At 38.3% G+C, this 17694-nt stretch carries 19 protein-coding genes; 6 read left to right on the top strand and 13 right to left on the bottom strand.

Going from position 1 to position 17694, the window contains the following annotated elements:
* Window positions 1–194: 194 nt before the first annotated feature.
* Window positions 195–890 (top strand): hypothetical protein, encoded by a 696-nt coding sequence (locus PQ460_RS19690; RefSeq protein ID WP_274170883.1) that lies wholly within the window; start codon window positions 195–197, stop codon window positions 888–890.
* A 60-nt stretch (window positions 891–950) separates the two neighbouring features.
* Window positions 951–1373: a VOC family protein gene (locus PQ460_RS19695; RefSeq protein ID WP_274170884.1), complete on the top strand. Its 423-nt coding sequence runs from the start codon at window positions 951–953 to the stop codon at window positions 1371–1373.
* Between the two features lie 109 nt (window positions 1374–1482).
* On the opposite strand, the gene PQ460_RS19700 is transcribed toward PQ460_RS19695, so the two are convergent.
* The 6 genes from PQ460_RS19700 to PQ460_RS19725 form a co-directional block, all read right to left on the bottom strand.
* Window positions 1483–2157: a deoxynucleoside kinase gene (locus tag PQ460_RS19700; protein WP_274170885.1), complete on the bottom strand. Its 675-nt coding sequence runs from the start codon at window positions 2155–2157 to the stop codon at window positions 1483–1485.
* Window positions 2135–2776, bottom strand: a complete 642-nt coding sequence (locus PQ460_RS19705; protein ID WP_274170886.1) for a deoxynucleoside kinase — start codon at window positions 2774–2776, stop codon at window positions 2135–2137. The genes PQ460_RS19700 and PQ460_RS19705 overlap by 23 nt, the downstream gene beginning before the upstream one ends.
* An 85-nt stretch (window positions 2777–2861) precedes the next feature.
* Window positions 2862–3254, bottom strand: coding sequence for a response regulator (locus PQ460_RS19710; protein ID WP_274170887.1), 393 nt, complete (start codon window positions 3252–3254; stop codon window positions 2862–2864).
* Between the two features lie 124 nt (window positions 3255–3378).
* Entirely contained in the window at window positions 3379–4056 is a 678-nt protein-coding gene (locus tag PQ460_RS19715) for a Na-translocating system protein MpsC family protein (protein WP_273614978.1), read from the bottom strand.
* A gap of 221 nt (window positions 4057–4277) precedes the next feature.
* Entirely contained in the window at window positions 4278–4958 is a 681-nt protein-coding gene (locus PQ460_RS19720) for a Na-translocating system protein MpsC family protein (RefSeq protein WP_274170888.1), read from the bottom strand.
* A 514-nt stretch (window positions 4959–5472) separates the two neighbouring features.
* On the bottom strand, window positions 5473–6243 hold the full coding sequence (locus tag PQ460_RS19725; protein ID WP_274170889.1) for an SDR family NAD(P)-dependent oxidoreductase: 771 nt from the start codon (window positions 6241–6243) through the stop codon (window positions 5473–5475).
* Window positions 6244–6517: 274 nt separating this feature from the next.
* Here PQ460_RS19725 and PQ460_RS19730 point away from each other — a divergent pair, with 274 nt between their 5' ends.
* Together PQ460_RS19730 and PQ460_RS19735 are read left to right on the top strand one after the other, a co-directional pair.
* Entirely contained in the window at window positions 6518–7786 is a 1269-nt protein-coding gene (locus PQ460_RS19730; protein WP_443147171.1) for a stalk domain-containing protein, read from the top strand.
* Between the two features lie 170 nt (window positions 7787–7956).
* Entirely contained in the window at window positions 7957–8538 is a 582-nt protein-coding gene (locus PQ460_RS19735; RefSeq protein ID WP_274170890.1) for an LOG family protein, read from the top strand.
* A 75-nt stretch (window positions 8539–8613) separates the two neighbouring features.
* On the opposite strand, the gene PQ460_RS19740 is transcribed toward PQ460_RS19735, so the two are convergent.
* The 3 genes from PQ460_RS19740 to PQ460_RS19750 form a co-directional block, all read right to left on the bottom strand.
* The gene (locus PQ460_RS19740) at window positions 8614–9798 is read right to left on the bottom strand and encodes an MFS transporter (protein ID WP_274170891.1); all 1185 of its coding nucleotides are present in this window, start codon (window positions 9796–9798) and stop codon (window positions 8614–8616) included.
* Window positions 9799–9981: 183 nt separating this feature from the next.
* The gene (locus PQ460_RS19745) at window positions 9982–11013 is read right to left on the bottom strand and encodes a Gfo/Idh/MocA family protein (RefSeq protein WP_274170892.1); all 1032 of its coding nucleotides are present in this window, start codon (window positions 11011–11013) and stop codon (window positions 9982–9984) included.
* A gap of 14 nt (window positions 11014–11027) precedes the next feature.
* Entirely contained in the window at window positions 11028–11864 is an 837-nt protein-coding gene (locus PQ460_RS19750) for a sugar phosphate isomerase/epimerase family protein (RefSeq protein ID WP_274170893.1), read from the bottom strand.
* Between the two features lie 128 nt (window positions 11865–11992).
* On the opposite strand from PQ460_RS19750, the gene PQ460_RS19755 reads away from it, so the two are divergent.
* Window positions 11993–12910 carry an AraC family transcriptional regulator gene (locus PQ460_RS19755; protein ID WP_274170894.1) on the top strand — a complete coding sequence of 306 codons (918 nt, stop codon included), beginning with the start codon at window positions 11993–11995 and terminating at the stop codon, window positions 12908–12910.
* 221 nt (window positions 12911–13131) lie between these two features.
* Here the strand turns inward: PQ460_RS19755 and PQ460_RS19760 are convergent, their stop codons facing one another.
* From PQ460_RS19760 to PQ460_RS19775, 4 genes are all read right to left on the bottom strand, one after another.
* The gene (locus tag PQ460_RS19760) at window positions 13132–13959 is read right to left on the bottom strand and encodes a DUF4261 domain-containing protein (RefSeq protein WP_274170895.1); all 828 of its coding nucleotides are present in this window, start codon (window positions 13957–13959) and stop codon (window positions 13132–13134) included.
* 196 nt (window positions 13960–14155) lie between these two features.
* Window positions 14156–14422, bottom strand: a complete 267-nt coding sequence (locus tag PQ460_RS19765) for a NifU N-terminal domain-containing protein (RefSeq protein WP_069326812.1) — start codon at window positions 14420–14422, stop codon at window positions 14156–14158.
* Window positions 14423–14481: 59 nt separating this feature from the next.
* The gene (locus PQ460_RS19770; protein WP_273614969.1) at window positions 14482–14937 is read right to left on the bottom strand and encodes a HEAT repeat domain-containing protein; all 456 of its coding nucleotides are present in this window, start codon (window positions 14935–14937) and stop codon (window positions 14482–14484) included.
* Window positions 14938–15030: 93 nt separating this feature from the next.
* On the bottom strand, window positions 15031–15207 hold the full coding sequence (locus tag PQ460_RS19775) for a DUF3934 family protein (protein WP_069326814.1): 177 nt from the start codon (window positions 15205–15207) through the stop codon (window positions 15031–15033).
* A gap of 186 nt (window positions 15208–15393) precedes the next feature.
* Between PQ460_RS19775 and PQ460_RS19780 the strand changes: the two genes are divergently transcribed.
* The gene (locus PQ460_RS19780; RefSeq protein WP_274170896.1) at window positions 15394–17640 is read left to right on the top strand and encodes a hypothetical protein; all 2247 of its coding nucleotides are present in this window, start codon (window positions 15394–15396) and stop codon (window positions 17638–17640) included.
* The last annotated feature ends 54 nt before the right edge of the window (window positions 17641–17694 follow it).

A 17694-nucleotide genomic window follows, 5' to 3' on the forward strand; every position in this document is an offset into this window, starting at 1 on the left:
TAGAAGAATAGTTAAAAATAAGCTATATCCCATATTTTACATGTAAAATTTATAATATGTAAGATTGTTATTTTTGCAAAAGTATGGACAAAGAAACATATTAATCACTATTTTCAGAATAAAGGAATGTACAAAATAGATCATAAAGGTAATATTTATTGTATTGAGTTCGTCTAACTAGAGGAGGTGTTCTTATGAATAAACCAAATCAAAGTCTAGCTATAGCTTCTATCTTATTTCTTACACTTACAATGACGGCCTGTCAAAAGCAAACAAACGCTCCAGCAGCTACAGATTCACAAGCAACGCCAGCAATATCTAGCACTACAGAAAATCAACAGGTGGATGATAATACAGTAACAGACAGTGCAGCATCTTCAGATGACGAAGCAACAGCTTCTGTAGTAGAACGTGAACCTACGAAGTCTTTCGATATGGGAATGGGTGATACACGAAAAGCTACACTTACAAAGAGTAAAGATTATTCATTATACGTGTTTGATGGATATACATTAGACACAGCAACCCATCGTCTTCAATCGACGAACAATCCGAAATACTATGCCGAAATCGAAAAAGTATCTTCTGGTTCCAACTTAGATGAGTTGCGTAATCAAGGAATCAAAGAACTAACAGAATATGGCGAAGTCAAAGAGTATAAAGGCGACCAGTTAGCAGAAGGCCCAATGTTCAATGCAAATTTACTTTTACAAGTTTCTGATGAAAAAGGAGTGCATGATTATATCGTCTGGGAAGATCAGCAGAGCAAAGATACTTACATTTTCCGTGCACATGCTCCAGAAGGAAAAGAATCGGACACTTTCTTAACACCCGCACTTACATCGTTATCCAGCATTATGTCTTCCGGGGATCATTTATCAGAAAATTAAATAACAGATTCATGTACAATAGAGATGTAAGTGACATTCTGTATAGGAGGCATCTCTAGTATGATTCAATCTATTGTTCATATTGCATTAGTTGTCAAAGATTATGATGAAGCTATCGCATTTTATACCCAGAAACTTCATTTCCATGTGGTCGAAGATATTTACCAACCTGAACAGGATAAACGTTGGGTTGTGATCTCTCCACCAGGTTCAGCAGGAACGACTATTCTGCTCGCTAGAGCATCTAAGCCTGAACAAGAATCTTTTATCGGGAATCAAACAGGGAACCGAGTATTCCTTTTTCTCAATACAGATGATTTTTGGAGAGACTATCATGATATGATCGCCAATGGAATCGAATTTGTGAGAGAACCCAAAGAACAAGACTATGGCATGGTGGCTGTTTTCAAAGATTTGTACGGCAACTTATGGGACTTATTACAGTTAAATAAAGATCATCCTATTGCAAAGCGTGCACAATAATTGGCTTATTGTGATCTGTAATTCGATTCAACAGATAGATTAGGTATCAAAAAAAGACTCTCGTGATGAGAGTCTTTTATCTTTTGTAGATCAATTTGATCAATATTTACTACGCTTGCTCCACTTGACTCAAGTTTTTACTACGAGACAACTGAATCGCTTTACCCACTTCATGCAAAATAAAATCAACCGAAGCTGGATCATGCACATCGTATTGATCGATATTCAGACGCAATACCGGGCATCCAGTAAATTCATTAATCCATGTCGAATACCGTCCATGCATTTGTTCCCAATACGAACGTTCTGTCTCGATTTCCATCTGACGACCACGAAGTTCGATCCGGTTAAGAATCGAAGGTAGACTGCCTTCCAAGTAAACCAATACATCTGGATGCGGGAAATAAGGAGTCATCACCATCGCATCAAAAAGACTGGTATACGTCTCATAATCAGTAACAGACATGGTGCCTTTATCTGCGTGCATTTTCGCAAAAATACCAGTATCTTCATAGATCGAGCGATCTTGAACATAACCGCCACCTGCTTCAAAAATCGCTTTCTGCTCTTTAAACCGTTCTGCTAGAAAATAAATTTGCAAATGAAAGCTCCACCGTTCAAAATCATGGTAAAACTTTTCAAGGTACGGGTTATGATCTACTTTTTCTAAAGACGTTTTGAAATTCAAACGTTCAGCTAACACAGAGGTCAATGTCGATTTGCCGACACCTACTGTACCAGCGACTGTAATTAATGCATTATCAGGTATGTTGTATTCGTTCATGTATAAGCTCCTTTAGATCAGAAGCAATCTGTGCGAAATGCTCCTTATTTTCCACAAAATCAATCAAGTTGCCATCAATCGTAATAATCTGTGTTGATGGTTCGTTGATTGCAATCGACGCCATCGCTTCTTCATAATCTAGAATTAATTGCTCCAAATAAGCAGTGTCCATCGATTGTTCGAATACACGCTCTCGCTTTTTGATGCGATACAACAATGTTTCTAGATCAGCACGAATATACAGAATAATATCAGGCTTTGGCAGATCATCCGTTAACAAATGGTAGATTTGACGGTATTTGTCCCGCTGTACACCTTTCAGTGTACGTTCCGAAAAAATCAGATTTTTATAAATATGATAATCCGAAATCACAGGTTTGTGATTGGCAATGTACTGAAGTCCGGTGTCTTCCAATTGCTTGTAACGATTGCAGAGAAAAAACATCTCCAACTGAAAACTCCATTCATCGATATTCTCATAAAACTTACCGAGAAACGGATTTTCTTCTACAATTTCTTTGATGAGTGGGATATTCATTTCTTGTGCTAGCATCGTCGCAAGTGTTGTTTTACCAGCACCGATAGCACCCTCTACAGCAATAAACGGGGTTTGTTTCATAGATGTGGATGTCCTTCCTGTTCACAATAATCTTAAAATAGACTTATGTATTGTATCACAAGAAGAACGATTATAGATGCCTATGTTAAGAAGTTTTTTGTTCAATATAAGCTTCTAATAATTTGGAGAACCTTCCGATATGGATAGGCTTTGTAATATATTGTTCAAATCCAGCGTCTTTGCCTTTTCGAATATCTTCTTCCAGTACAAAAGCACTGATTGCCCAGACCGGAATCATAGATGTACGAGGATCTGCTTTTAATTGAGTAATTCCTTCAAAGCCGTTCATTCCCAAAAAATGAATATCAGACAATATCAAAAAAGGTTGTACCTTGATCGCCAGACCAATTCCTTCTTGAATCGTGGAAGCTTCTAATAATTCTACCGAGGGTAACTTCTTTTTAAATAAGTGACGCATCAGTAACATATTCACTCCATCATCTTCAATATACAGAATTTTGATGTTCTTGTATTCCATAGGATCCTTCCTTTCCGAAAAAAGAAAAAGCCGAAAAAAAGGTAGCTCTACCTTTTTTTCGGCTTAATCTCAGCGCATATATAATGTCTGTATTATGACCGTATACTTATATAGTGGAGAATGGTTATTCTTCAAACACATACACAACCATACTCTGATCACGTTCAAAATTCCAATCAGCATACAAATCCACTAATTTTTTTTGAAGAATTTCTTCTAGATCCACATGCTGTTCCAACAGCCGTTTTTCTAATTTACGTTTTGTCGATTTCAATATATTCTCATAACCCAAATCTATTAATTCTTTTTCAAGGAGTATGGTTATACCCTTTCGAAAGATGATTAACAATCTTGGATGAACCCACCAGGAGTCGATAAAAGCAGGCGTTTTTTGAACTTCAGCGGTGACCTTCATCACTTGACGATGAATCTCATTTTTTCCTTCATAATCTTCTGTCTCCATCCAGCTAGAACCGAATAAGCCAGCGATTACGCCGGAAGAATTGTGTCTACCCCAATCATAGTACATATCGGTTACCTCTAAATTCAGGTGTTCATTTAAAAACACTCTCAATTCAGGTAACATCGATTTCATAATCAATTCGCGAGTATAACGAAAAGCTTGTTCTTCTTCCTGGCTTAATAGAAATTCTTCTACAGGACTCAAAAAATTCCGCAGATGAATCAAAATGCACCGATCGGATAGAACAATATGTACCGATTCCGGGCCTTTACCAAAACGCTTTCTTAGCATTTTATTAACAAAACTGGTTGCTTGACTCACTGATTCATTGTACTGCATAACTCTGCCTCCATACGAATATACTCCATTTTGCTTTATTATTCACATGGAGCGTAAAGATTACAATACAATAAACTCAAATGTGCATATTCTGTAATGATTATATTTTTATTTCATTTATATAGTTATAACGATACCAAATAAAATCGTAAAAAAAAGATTAACAATGACCTCGCTAGGGTATTATATCATTTTACGTTCTTAACAACTACCTTATTTCGTTATTCTTCGAAAGTGTACATAATCATACTATGATCGTTCTCAAAACTCCAATCTACATAAAGATCAGCGATCTTTTTGTTGAAAAGGGGTTCCAGATTCGTTTCTTGTTCCAAAAGCGCTTTTTCGATCTTTCCTTTGGTCATTCGTAACATGTGTTCATACCCCATACTGATCAATTCTTTCTCAAGCAGAATTGTTGTCCCTTTACGAAGAATAAATAACGTTTTAGAATTGATCCACCAGGAGTCGATCCATGTAGGTGGTTTTTGCAATTCGGTAGTGGCTTTCATAATATACTCATGTAACTGCTCTTTCCCTTTATAATCTTCGGAATGGCTATAAAGGTCATAATCGAGTAATCCTACGATCACACCTGAAGCATTATACATCCCCCAATCATAATAAAGGTCAACCACTTTCAAATCTAATTGTTGCGTGAGAAAATTTCTAAGTTCAGGCAACATCGATTTCATAATTAGTTCACGTGTATATCGAAAAGCTTGTTCTTTTTCTTGACTGAGTAAAAATTTCTCGACTGGACTCAAAAAATTTTTGAGATGTAGAACAATACATTGTTCACATAAATAAATCGATACCGCTTCAGGTCCCTTACCAAAGCGATTTCTTAATAATTTTGTAGTATAACTCGTTGCTTGGTTAATTATTTTTTTACGATTCAATGACTACACTCCCAGTATAATATCCCAATCTATTCACTAGATTCGGTACATTGATGCTTCGTTTATATCGTTTTTCAAAGCTATAACACATCATGGACGTTCAATATAAAAGACATCATTTTAACCATACAATCTTTGTTTATACATGCAATTAACCTAAATAAAAATAGACCGAAGAAAAGGTATCTCTACCCGTTCTTCGGCCTAATTACAGCGCATTATCATGTCTGAATCATTACCGATCATTCTTATTTATATCTAGTCATACTCAGTAAATATAAGTAAACGATGATCAAGACTCACATTCTAATCGACACTAATATCTATAACCAGCTTATTGAACCATTGATCTTAGATGCGTATTTTCGGAGTCAGTTGTTCATCATTTAATGTGCTTGTTTGTGTATTATTTTTATCATATCTCACTATTTTTCTCAAGCAATACGGTTATACCCTTTCGAAAAATAGAGTTACTCTGGATATATATATCATCAACAGATGCTCAGCATACTATTTAAATAGCAGGCATCACATTTCCCCCGGTTACTGGAATATACGCTCCTGTAATATAACTAGCAAGATTAGAAGCCAAAAAAGCGACTACATTAGCAATTTCTTGATCTGTTCCTCTGCGTTGCAAAGGGACATGCTGAATATAGGCACTATCTTGTCGATCAGAACTGTCTACTCCTAGATCACGCTCACTTAATGTCCAACCAGGTGCAACTTGATTTACTGTAATCTGGTGTTCCCCTATTTCTTTTGCCAGAATACGATAAATTCCATCCATTCCACGTTTACCAGCGACATAAGCGGATTGTGTAGGTTCATTTTGCATCGCACATTCGGTATTAATTCCTATCATTCTTCCATATTGTTGCTGGATCATATGAGGAACAAATACTTTGGATAGATGAACAGCCTGAAGAACAGTAGTCTGAAATTGATCTACATAATCCTGCATATTCTGTTCCAATATGGATGTCCACTCATATTGAGAAACAGCATTACCTACAACAATATCAGGCATCTTGAAATTTGTCGATAATGTATCACGCATTTCTATCACATCTGCTAATTGCCCTATATCTGCCTGAATAATAAACACAGAACGTCCTAATTGCTCTAGTTCTTGTTGCAATACAAGAGCTTGTTCCTGATTACGAAAATAGTGAAGTATCACATCAGCACCACTCTGAGCCAGTGTACGCGCCATTACTCTTCCTAGCTGACCTGTAGCTCCTGTGACTAATGCTGTTTTACCATTCAAATCAATAGCAATCATAAGATGCCTCCATCTATTGTTGTGTCGATCGATATAGATAATAGAGAGTAAGAATATTCAAATATGATATAGATTTGACAAAATTATAGTATAAAAATAGTAACAAGTCCAAATGCAATCTGTAATGTAGCAAAAAATATAGTATATAATTACTTTATTTGGTAAAATAACTAAAGTTATAAAGATACTGAATATAAGGTAATGAGGTGAATACAGGTTACGCGTAGATTGGAATCATTTGTATACATAGCGATATATACTAGGAGGAATATAGTTGAAAACGATCGTCAAACTAACTTTATGTAGTACTTTGTTGATGGGTAGTCTGGTTACACCTGCTTTATCTTGGACATCTTCAGTTGCTCAAGCTGCTACCAGTGGTGGAGTGAGTATTATGTTAGATGGATATGCTTTGCCTTTTCCAGTTCAACCTGTAGCTATTAAAGGAACAACGATGGTTCCGTTCCGTGCTATCTCTGAAGCACTTGGTATTGATGTTCAATGGAACCAAACTTCCAAAACGATTACAGCTACTAAAAAAAAAGCTTCAACTACCAAAAAAGTAATTTTAACTATGGGAAGTACCCAAGCAACAGTTGATAGCAAAAACGTTACATTGGCTCTGGCACCACAGACGATTAGCAACAATACGATGATTCCGCTTAGCTTTTTCAGTCAGCAATTTGGAGCAGGCGTGAAATGGGATCAAGCTTCCAAAACAGTCTCGATCACTTCACCACAAGAAGATTTGTATACAATGGGATTTTACGCTTTATCTTCGTATGATGAGCGTGCAATGATTCCTGATTTTGATACGATGGCATTTGGTTGGAGTCGAATTGATCTAAATGGCAAATTCACGATTGCCGATACAGGCAAAGAATACCGCTGGCCTCAATCTGCAGGAGCCGATACACCGGAATCGATTATTCAGAATACCGCTACACAAGGCACTTCTCCTTATCTCATGGTCTATGCTGTTGATGGACATGGAGAATTAACCAAGAATTTGGAAAATCCAACATTACAACAACAAACGATCAAAGGTATTGTCGATACAGCTAGTCAAAAAGGATTTAAAGGAATAGTACTTGATTTTGAAGGATTAGGATTAACCGGAGACAAGCTTCAAGCGCAAAAAGACTATAATGCATTTATCCAAAATATAGCCACTCAAGCTCATCAAAAAAATCTTAAATTAACTGTAGTGCTCCACCCGCTTAATAGCTCGTATCAAGGCTACGATTATCGCACATTAGGCATGCTAGCAGACGATATTATTATTATGGCGTATGCGTATGATAAAGAGAAAAGCCCTGAACCGCTTGCCAAAGTCGATGAAGCAATCACATTAGCATTAAAACAGATCAATAAAAATAAACTTATTCTAGGTATCTCATTAGGTAGTGAAAATGCAGATTCAGTCAATTCCAAAATCGGTCTAGCGAAGCGCTACGATCTAAAAGGCATCTCAATCTGGAGACTCGGTATTGTAGGTCAAGCCGCATGGAATAGTATGCACGAGTCTGTTGAATTTAAATAAGCTGACAAGTAAATATAATGTAAAAAAGCTCTTTCCTATTAATGTAGGAGAGAGCTTTTTATAGTTGTATCAGGAATGCGAATAGATACAATATTCTATTCATTTTCTGTTTACTTTATGCTATATTGACAACTAAATTATGTTCAGATGAAAAAAGGAGAGATTATACAATGAAAAGTATAGCTATATTTTGCGGTTCAAGTGATGGAGCTTTGCCTAGCTATCGAGAACATGCAATAGCTTTAGGTCATGAACTAGCTAAGCGTAAGATTACACTTGTCTATGGCGGCGCTACTGTCGGATTGATGGGTGCAGTAGCTGATGCTGTTTTAGAAAAAGGCGGTACAGTTATTGGTGTATTACCTCATTTTCTTCAAAATCGCGAAATTGCCCATAACCATTTAACTGAATTGATTATTGTAGACTCTATGCATGAACGCAAAGCCAAAATGGCAGAAATGTCTGATGGATTTATCGTTTTACCTGGTGGTGCTGGTACAATGGAAGAATATTTTGAAATCTTTACATGGGCACAACTGGGATTACATAAAAAGCCTTGTGGTCTAATGAATATAGAGCATTATTATGATCCTTTGATCGCTTTATTTGACCAAATGACAAGTCAACAATTTATGCAACAAAAATATCGCGAAATGGTGATTGTTGACACCACTCCTGAAGGAATACTTGAACAATTTGCTCATTATAAGCATCCTTCGGTTAAAACGTATCTAACCGAAGATCGTACATAAATTATTGTTCATCTACAAATTAAAAGAAGCAGATCGATCCATAAGGAAACGATACTGCTTCTTTAGTTTATCTTGTTATTGTTTTCTCCATCTAGCGATACTCCAGACTACAAGTGATAATAGCATAAAGACTCCACCGGATAGACTCACAGCACTCCAACCGCCGATTTTCCACATATAACTACTCACCGAAGAACCGATCGCTCCACCTACAAATGTACTGACCATCAGTACCGTATTCAGGCGACTGCGAGCACTATCATTGAGCGCATAGATTCGAGCCTGATTGGAGACTTGGGCTCCTTGTACGCCTAGATCGAGTAATACGATTCCGATCATCAGACCGATCAATGTACCCCCTAACCAGCCGAAAAAGGCAAATGAAATCAATGTCACCACAATCATCGCGCCGATAATCCATTTGGGTTGTATCCGATCCGCAATGCGTCCAACAATAGGAGCACCTAATGCACCGACGACACCAACCAATCCGAACAGCCCTGCAATCTGGCTACTATAATGATAAGGTTCTCCTTCTAGATAGAAGCTAAGCGATGTCCAGAATACACTAAAGGAAGCAAAATTGAGCGCTCCAATCAATGCCCCTTCACGCAACACCGCATACTGCCGGATCAATCCACCAATAGATATTAACAATTCAGAGTATGTTGATTTCATCAACGGTTCTACATGTGGTAATTTGCGTCGCAACACTAGAAATAGGACAAACATCATTATCGCCGCAATCCCATACATCCAGCGCCAACCCCATGTCCCGCCGATCAATCCTGAGATCGTTCGAGCGAGCAAAATACCGAATAACAATCCACTCATGACTGTCCCGATCACTTTGCCCCGCTGTTCCGGTGTAGCCAATTGCGCTGAAAAAGGAACTAAAATCTGTGGAACTACCGTTGTCAGTCCTATCGCAAAACTGGCAATATACATCCAAACAATATGAGTGGAAGCCGCCGCACCTAATAGCGAGATCGTAACCAAAATAAGCAGTGTTGAGATCAGCTTACGTCGCTCTCTAATATCTCCCAATGGGACAAATAACAACATGCCAAGTGCATATCCGATCTGTGTAAAAGTAGAGATATACCCTGCTTTATCACGACTAATTCCGAAGGAAGTCGCCATATCTGCAAGCAATGGCTGATTATAATATAAGTTAGCAACAGCTAACCCTGAAGCAATCGCCATGATCCACAGTAGACTCTGGCGTAGAACAAATGGCTGTGACTGTTCTGTATTCATACACGACTCCTTTATATTCATTTGGGCTTTATGATTATACACTACAATTCAAATTATGATATTCAAAATTTGGTATATACCTGCAAATAAAAAAACTATATTCAGATCACTTTATCGACAAAGTGATCTAAATATAGTTCTGACCTATCTATATATGATGAAGCTATTCAAGTTATTGCTGAATTAGATTGTGGTTACAGGAACATTTACTTTTTCACCTGCGCGATTAGCAGATAATATTTCCGCTTCCACCAGTTGTACCGATATCAGTGTACTTTCAGGTGTAGCTTGTGACATCGGTTGACCATCTAGCAATCGTTCTACAAAATAACGTAACTGACGATAATATCCCATATCTGATGACAATTGAGCGGTGTATCCTTCGCTATCATTAGGATTCACCTGTACACTCCCCTTCTCAAATACAAGATTACCGTGTTCCAAATTCACACGATACGTCATCGCAAATCCATAATCCCCTTGTAGTGTCCAATCTGCTTGAGCATTAATCACTTTGCCATCTGGATATATATAATTGGTCGATACAATATCATACCCACTACCCGGTACAACATTACGTGCTAACGAAGACACCGCTTCGGGTACACCGAATATCCATTGAATAATATCGACATCATGAATATGCATATCAAGCATCGCTCCACCACTGCGCTCTTTTTGGACAAACCAACCTTTAGGCGTCTCTCCACCGCGAAAAAAAGAACCGCTGATCACCTGACCCAATGTCTGATTCATCACTATTTCTCGCAAATATTCATATGCTGGCCAGAAGCGTAGACATTGCCCGATCATTAACTGCTTTTGGTGAGCTTGTGCCGCTTCCACCATCTGTTGCCCGGCAGATGCGCTTATAGCCATCGGCTTTTCACAAAACACATTATATCCACGAGATAGCAGATCACAAGCGATAGGAGCATGTAAGTATGTTGGTAATGTAAGATCGATAACGTCTAACTGCTCGTGCAACAGCATCGTTTCCAGATTGTCGTACAAATGATACGCAGATAGATCGATCTCGGTAGTATCTGTATCTGTCGCTATATTTCCGGTTACTCTTGTATGCTGTAACTCTTCAATTCGCACATCACAGATCGCTACTAATTGCACATCTAATCCTTCTTTTGCCAGACGAATATAATTTTCTAAATGCATATGCCCCATAAATCCAAATCCCACTAATCCTACTTTTACCATTGTAGATGCCTCCTTTATCCCAAAATACTATCCATAGCATGCGACGTGTTATAAATTAACTGGTTCGAATAGTATTTGTACGCTGGAATCATCTCCGCAGTGACATAGTTGGTATAGCCAATCTCGCGCAGAGCATTAACAACAGCCGGATAATTCACATCACCTGCTAACAAATCTACAAAGCCTGCTAGCCCACCTACCTCACGGCGATAATCTTTAAAATGTACTTTTTTGATTCGCTCTCCTAAAATACGAATCCAATGCTCGGGATAACCGGAGTAGACTACATTACCCACGTCAAAATAAGCACCGACATACGCTGAATGAATATCATCCAAAAAAGATTTCATTTCAAGCGGTGACAGTAAAAACTTATTCCATACATTTTCGATTCCGATATGCACACCAACTGATTGCGCTTCTGTAGATAATTGGCTTATCGCTTCTAATGCGCGTTCATATGCAAGATCATAAGCAACAACAGGATAATCAGGGATAAAATCGACCCCTACACCTCCGGGAATCACTAGAATCGCATCCACTTCCAGTGCGGCGGCTACTTCTAACTGTTTACGGCAGATATCGATCGCATGCTGACGGATCTTCTGATCGTCACTGGTCATCGAATATTCCCAGTATAGCCCTGTAGCTAATCCACTAATCTCTAATCCTTGATCGATAACAGTGTTGCGAATTGCAATCAGCTCTGATTCAGAACTGTCTAATGCCAGCTCACCTTCGGCTTGTAACGATAATTCGATTCCAGTAAACCCGGCATCACTTGCGATACTGGCACATTCTGCGATACTATAGTTGTCTGCAAATGACCAGATATTAATTCCTTTTTTCACAAAACCGCCTCCTATAGATATAGATTCCGTATAACATTTTAAAGTGATAAATAGATTGATCTATCGCTTAATTAACGTTATTCTATCAGCAATAAAATGAAATAGATTTAGGAAAAGGAGAGGTTTTTTTGGACAATTCCGGTTTATTTTCTCTAGAAAAGTATCGCAAACAACGTCTTGCTCCTATAGAACAATGGTCTCCTAATATTCATTACGCACAGTATCAGAAGTTACCTACAGGTACATTGAACAAACGAATGATTTATGACTTTGAACTGTTATATGTACGCAAAGGAGAAGCTGTGACTCATGTAGCAGAGCAACGTATTGTGATTCCGACAGGGCATTTATTGTTTATTCCAGCAGGGGTATATCACCGCAATGAAGTCACTTCTACCCCTAGTGCACAATTTATCGGGATTCACTTTGACTTTTTCCATGAGCTGCATATTGTGCGTGAAGAAGATTTAATCGTACATCCACACAAAATTACCGAAAGTAAATTTGCTACTGAAGCGATAGCAGAAGGATTTGCTCCTTTATCTACCCGTTGGTTATATATCCCTACTCCATCATGTGTGCAATTAATTGAACAACTGGTGCATGAATTTACGATGCGTTCTCCAGGTTATTTACTTATCTGCAAAGCGATCTTGTTACAGATTCTAGGTCTACTGCTACGCTCTCAAAAATCGTACCATCACACCAACCAACCTGTGCATGGAGATCGTATTTTGGAAATGATGAATACGATCGAACAGCATCCCGAGAATCATTGGAATAATCGTCTATTAGCTGAAGAACTCAATATGAATGAAGATCATATGATCAAAGTATTTAAAAAAATGGCAGGTATGCCTCCGGGCGAATATATTCAAATGCTCCGTCATCGTGAAGCAAGGCGATTATTACAAGAGACAGACGCATCGATTGAAGAAATTGGACGACAAGTAGGTTATGCCGATATCCATTATTTCAGCCGTATTTTCCGTAAAAGCGAAGGCATTCCTCCGCGTGCTTATCGTAAGCTATCGCGTATCTTGTAATGCGCAATCCTATAATGCTTATTCGTATCTTATGCTATATACAGTTGGATTGGTTAATATACTCTAGTTGCCTTCTCCCAAATAGAAGCAAATAAAAAAACGACTATCTACTAAGATAGTCGTTGTCTTACATCATACTTATACCTAATTATAAGAACGGCATCGTTATACTGCTTCTATACAATAGTGTATCTATGAGGTTATATCTGTAATGATCTATATCAATAACCAACCTTAATGCTATCATTCTCTACAGCTATTCCTTGAGATACAGTCAGCGATAGGCGTTGCTCTTCTGAGAAACCTATTGTCTCGCCCTGTTCTAATGAGACATTATAACTAATAACATAGTCGACCACCATCATCGTAAATTCAAATACCTCACTTAACGAATGTTCGGAATGGATCACTTCGATCTCGTATTTGCCAAAACGTTCAAGCCCTCTTGTATAAGAACAACGACCTTGTTCATTTTGATACAATCCGATAAATACCCATAATTGTACAGGTAGTTCTCCTTCTTTGAGCATTTGCGCACTTTCTACATAACTTTCAGCAGATACGACCATCGGAGCCATATAAAAAGCTAATGCTTCGTTGAGCTGCATCATGCTACTGACTACTTGTGTAAATAACAAATGCGCTGCAATTGGATTAGGTGCACCGGATACACTGACAATAACATGAGAACGATGAGTAGCTACCACTTGCTCTGCTTCTGGCCACAACAAATTATATTTACAGCATTCTTCCACTTCACGATTAGGTATCGGTGCAGGCATATGAGCGACCACCACCTGCATTCCTTCAACTTCAAATACAATATTTTCTTCATTGGGTTGATTTTCAATCGTAATTTCAGCATCTTTATGTAGATTATCAATAAATGATGACCAATCACAGGTCTCACTGCTTAGTAATGCAAACCCAAGTACCATCGGTACTTCTTGTTGATCAGGTATGGCTGTTGGCATAGGAACAATATGATCGTATGCTGACGTTGAAGTGGATTCTTCTTTAGGTTTACGAAATTTATCAAAAATCCCCATGATATCATTCTCCTTCATTGATCGTATAATTATAATGATTTGTAAAAATAAACCTGTGCATATTGTAGCAGGAATATGAGCAACATTCACTTGTATTCCTTAATTTGATATTCGCTGACGGTCTGTAATATAAAAAAAAGAAGAGCACTTTGCTCTTCTTTTCGGGTAACACTTCAATCCACTTTATAAGCTACAATTATTCAGCGTTCTCAAAAGCTGCTTCTACTTGTGGAATAATATCATCCCAGCTTGCATCAGGTAATTTACTTATCGTTACAAAATCACGCATCCCAAAAATATTATCAACACCGTCGATACTGATCAATGCGCTTGCTAATGGATGGTCTGTGCTATCTCCTGCTTTGAGTGAAGTACTAGCTGGACCTTCAAAAATATGTTGATTGGCATTGATTTTGACCGCGTTCGGGTTAGGTGTGTTCTGGATACTCATTTCGATAGCCATAGGGTAATTCCTCCTGATAGTTGGATTAGGGAGTAGATGTTAGTACTAATCGGATGATCTTACTTGGTGTCGTAAGATTCCCATTTTGCTTTTAACCAGTTGTCGAACTCTTCGCCTTTTTCGCCTTCATACGTGTTATAGATATCCGCACGCATTTTGTGCAATTTCACTTTGAAATCTTCAAAGCTATGGTCTTTCGGCAAGCTCTTTTTGATACGAATTAATGTTTTAGTTAATCCTTTGAACAATTCAGGCTTGGTTTTGGATGGTTGTTGCACATCTTGTCCCAGACCTCGCAATTGCTTGTAGGCTGCATCTTGAACAGCGTATACTGGATCATTATTCATCATATGCGTAAGCAGATCAATAATCGGCTGATGGTTGTATTGTCCTAATTCATTGACAGCGTTTAGACGCTCCTGCCAATTGGATTTGCGGTGAGCCGCTTTTTTTAATTCTTCATAATTTTCTGGTAATTCAAATGACGTACTTTCGAACTGTGATTCTTCTGTCAAAACATTCAATCCCCTTCTATTTTCAAATCCCGTTACTCTTTATTATAATTCAGCTTCTATAGCGATTGAAAGACATTTCGCTGAAAATAACAGTTAATCTGTACTTTTAGTGGTAGGTGTAGACTTGGAATTGCCTTTTTTGTCTTTGTCTGCTCTGGTTGCATAAGGTTTAGGTGCACTTTTGGTTTTTTTAGCGCTAGCTTGCCAGCGATTCCAACCTTTTTTCCCCGTCCCGCGACCTGTTCCACCTTTGCTTTTTGCATTAGCCAAAATATCACTCCGTTAGATGTAATACATAAATCTGCCTGTGCATACAGACATCCCTATGCTTCTTTAGTCTATTGTAACAAACCCTGACACATATCACCAACTGGAAAAACAATAGTTACTTATGTTAAATTGGATATTGATATGTTAAGGTCGATATTACAGGCTACGGATAGGAGATATAAAGTAATGCGAAAAATAGGTTTGTTGATTTATTTAATTCCTTTAGTCGTGATCAGCATTATTGCGTGGAATGATTATGCGGGTGGAATAGAAGAAGCACGAAACAATCCGGCTGCTGTACATAACGTCTTTTATTTGGATAAAGGTCAAAAATTAATCAGTATTGCGGATGGCGAACAAGGTCTGCAAGGAATGATCTACAATACCAGCAATCATCAACTGGAAAATGATATTCCTCTTGCCTCCAATATATTCAAAGACATCGCTGCCGCTTATCAGAATAAGCAATTGATTGTTGCAACAAAAGATAATAATGATAGGTTATCTGTCCATGCGATCGATGCAATAGGCAATAGTAAAGAACTCAGCAATCATTCGATTATTATCGATGATTATTTGAGAAACAGTACATATATGTGGCGCAACCGTCTTATATTGGTCAATGATGGTTGGACAAAGCAGAGTAAAGCAGGGCTCTCAGAAATACAGAATGGACAACTGCACTCGATAGACCTAAGTGACAGTTCTGTCTTACCTGCTAGACCGACGAATATAGATAACACTCATAATAGCTTTGAAAGTGATGTAGCGATTCCTATGCTGGTGGCTACGCTGAAAGATGGGCGTTCTGCTTATATCAGTGGCATTTTGGATAAGCAACATCGTCCTGCTGTATATGTTCCTCAGGCTGATTTAGTTGGCTATGAAGCAGAAGAACAAGCTGAGCAACAATTTGTACAACATTTCCAAGCAGACCCTACCCGTTTGTTACAAGTAGAAAGCGATTATCCAAAGCAAGTACGGTTCTACAATCAAACGACAGATCAAGTAGGCGCATTACTTCCTACTCCTCAACCTGTCTATCAAGCCCAGATATTGTTGCTTAATGATGAGGAAGCACTGGTAACCGGTTCGACAACCAAAGATGAAGCAGATGGCAAATTAATCGGTTATATTTATAATGAAAAAACCAAACAATTTACAGATATCTCTCCACTGCTTACGAACAAAACATACGATCAGGTAACGAATGATAATTTCACCTTTTATAAAGAAAATACAACTACACCACTGTATTATTCAGAGACCGATAATTCCGCAGGTTGGTTCAATCCACAAGATGGTTCTATCTCTCAGATTACCAACGCTGAAGTGGAGCAATGGCAAGCAAGTGATCCTGCTAAGCAAAAGTCATGGCAAGGATTTCTAGCGTATCTTTTGGAAGGCGGGCCGATTGTATTCAATTTAATTATCTGGTTGATTATCCCTTTTCTTTTGTTAGTCATTCCGTTCGTGATTCACTTCATGTTGCGTAGACGCAAAACCAAACAGCTCCAAAAAGGAGTAGTGACTCAAGCGACTATTATAGCTCGTGCTGAAACGGGAACATTTATTAATGAACAGCCTCAAGTGCGATTTACAGTGCAATTTGAAGATGAAGGTGTATTACGCAAAGTAAATATCAAAAAAGTCGTTTCTTATTTACAGATGCCTTCTATAGGTGACTCAGCGATGATTAGCTATGATCGTCGTAAGCAGACTGCTATTTTTTTAACAACTGAAGATGTTCCGGCGCAACCTCAATCTCACATATTGTATAATGCCGTCCTGCAAAAAATAGATACGTATGAGCAAGTCAATCGTGGACAAGCCTTACTGTTACATTTTGAGTTGGATGGTCAGACTTACTCTGTTCCGGTAGTACAACCAAATGGATTCCAATACCGTCTATGGGACAAAGCCAATCTGATCCAAATTGCAGGTATGACACGTCTACTCAGTTATGGCGTATTGACTGACCTCAACAAAAAAGACGAACTCACTTTACAAGGTGAAATTATATCGATTCAACCTTTTGCTGTACAAATTCATCAGCGTCAATTGATGCTCATGGAAGTACTGGTATCCCAAAACAATCAACGCATTCAGAAAGTGAGCAGTCAATTTGTACCATCACAATTAGCGTTGTCTGTCGGTAACCAACTTCCTGTTACTGTAAAACAACATGAATTCCAGCGTGATCTCCGCCTGATACAAGGCAAGCAAGGGAGCGCCAAAGTCATCGCTGTCGAATTCAACGGCACTACCGGAGAGCGTCCACTTGCACGCATTACTGTTCAGCGTGGTGATGCAGAGTATGTATTGGAACAATCGATCGAGCCTGTATACGGTGTCGAAGTAGATGATGAATTATGGATTGCTTATGATGAACAGACACGCGAAGCGATGATTGTAAAGTATGCTTCGATGTAGATCAAATGTAGCTAGAGTTGAGCTAAATAGAGCATACACAACAAAAAACCTTCT

Origin of the sequence: Paenibacillus sp. KACC 21273, assembly GCF_028736095.1 — a bacterium.
Lineage (GTDB): Bacteria > Bacillota > Bacilli > Paenibacillales > Paenibacillaceae > Saccharibacillus > Saccharibacillus kyungheensis.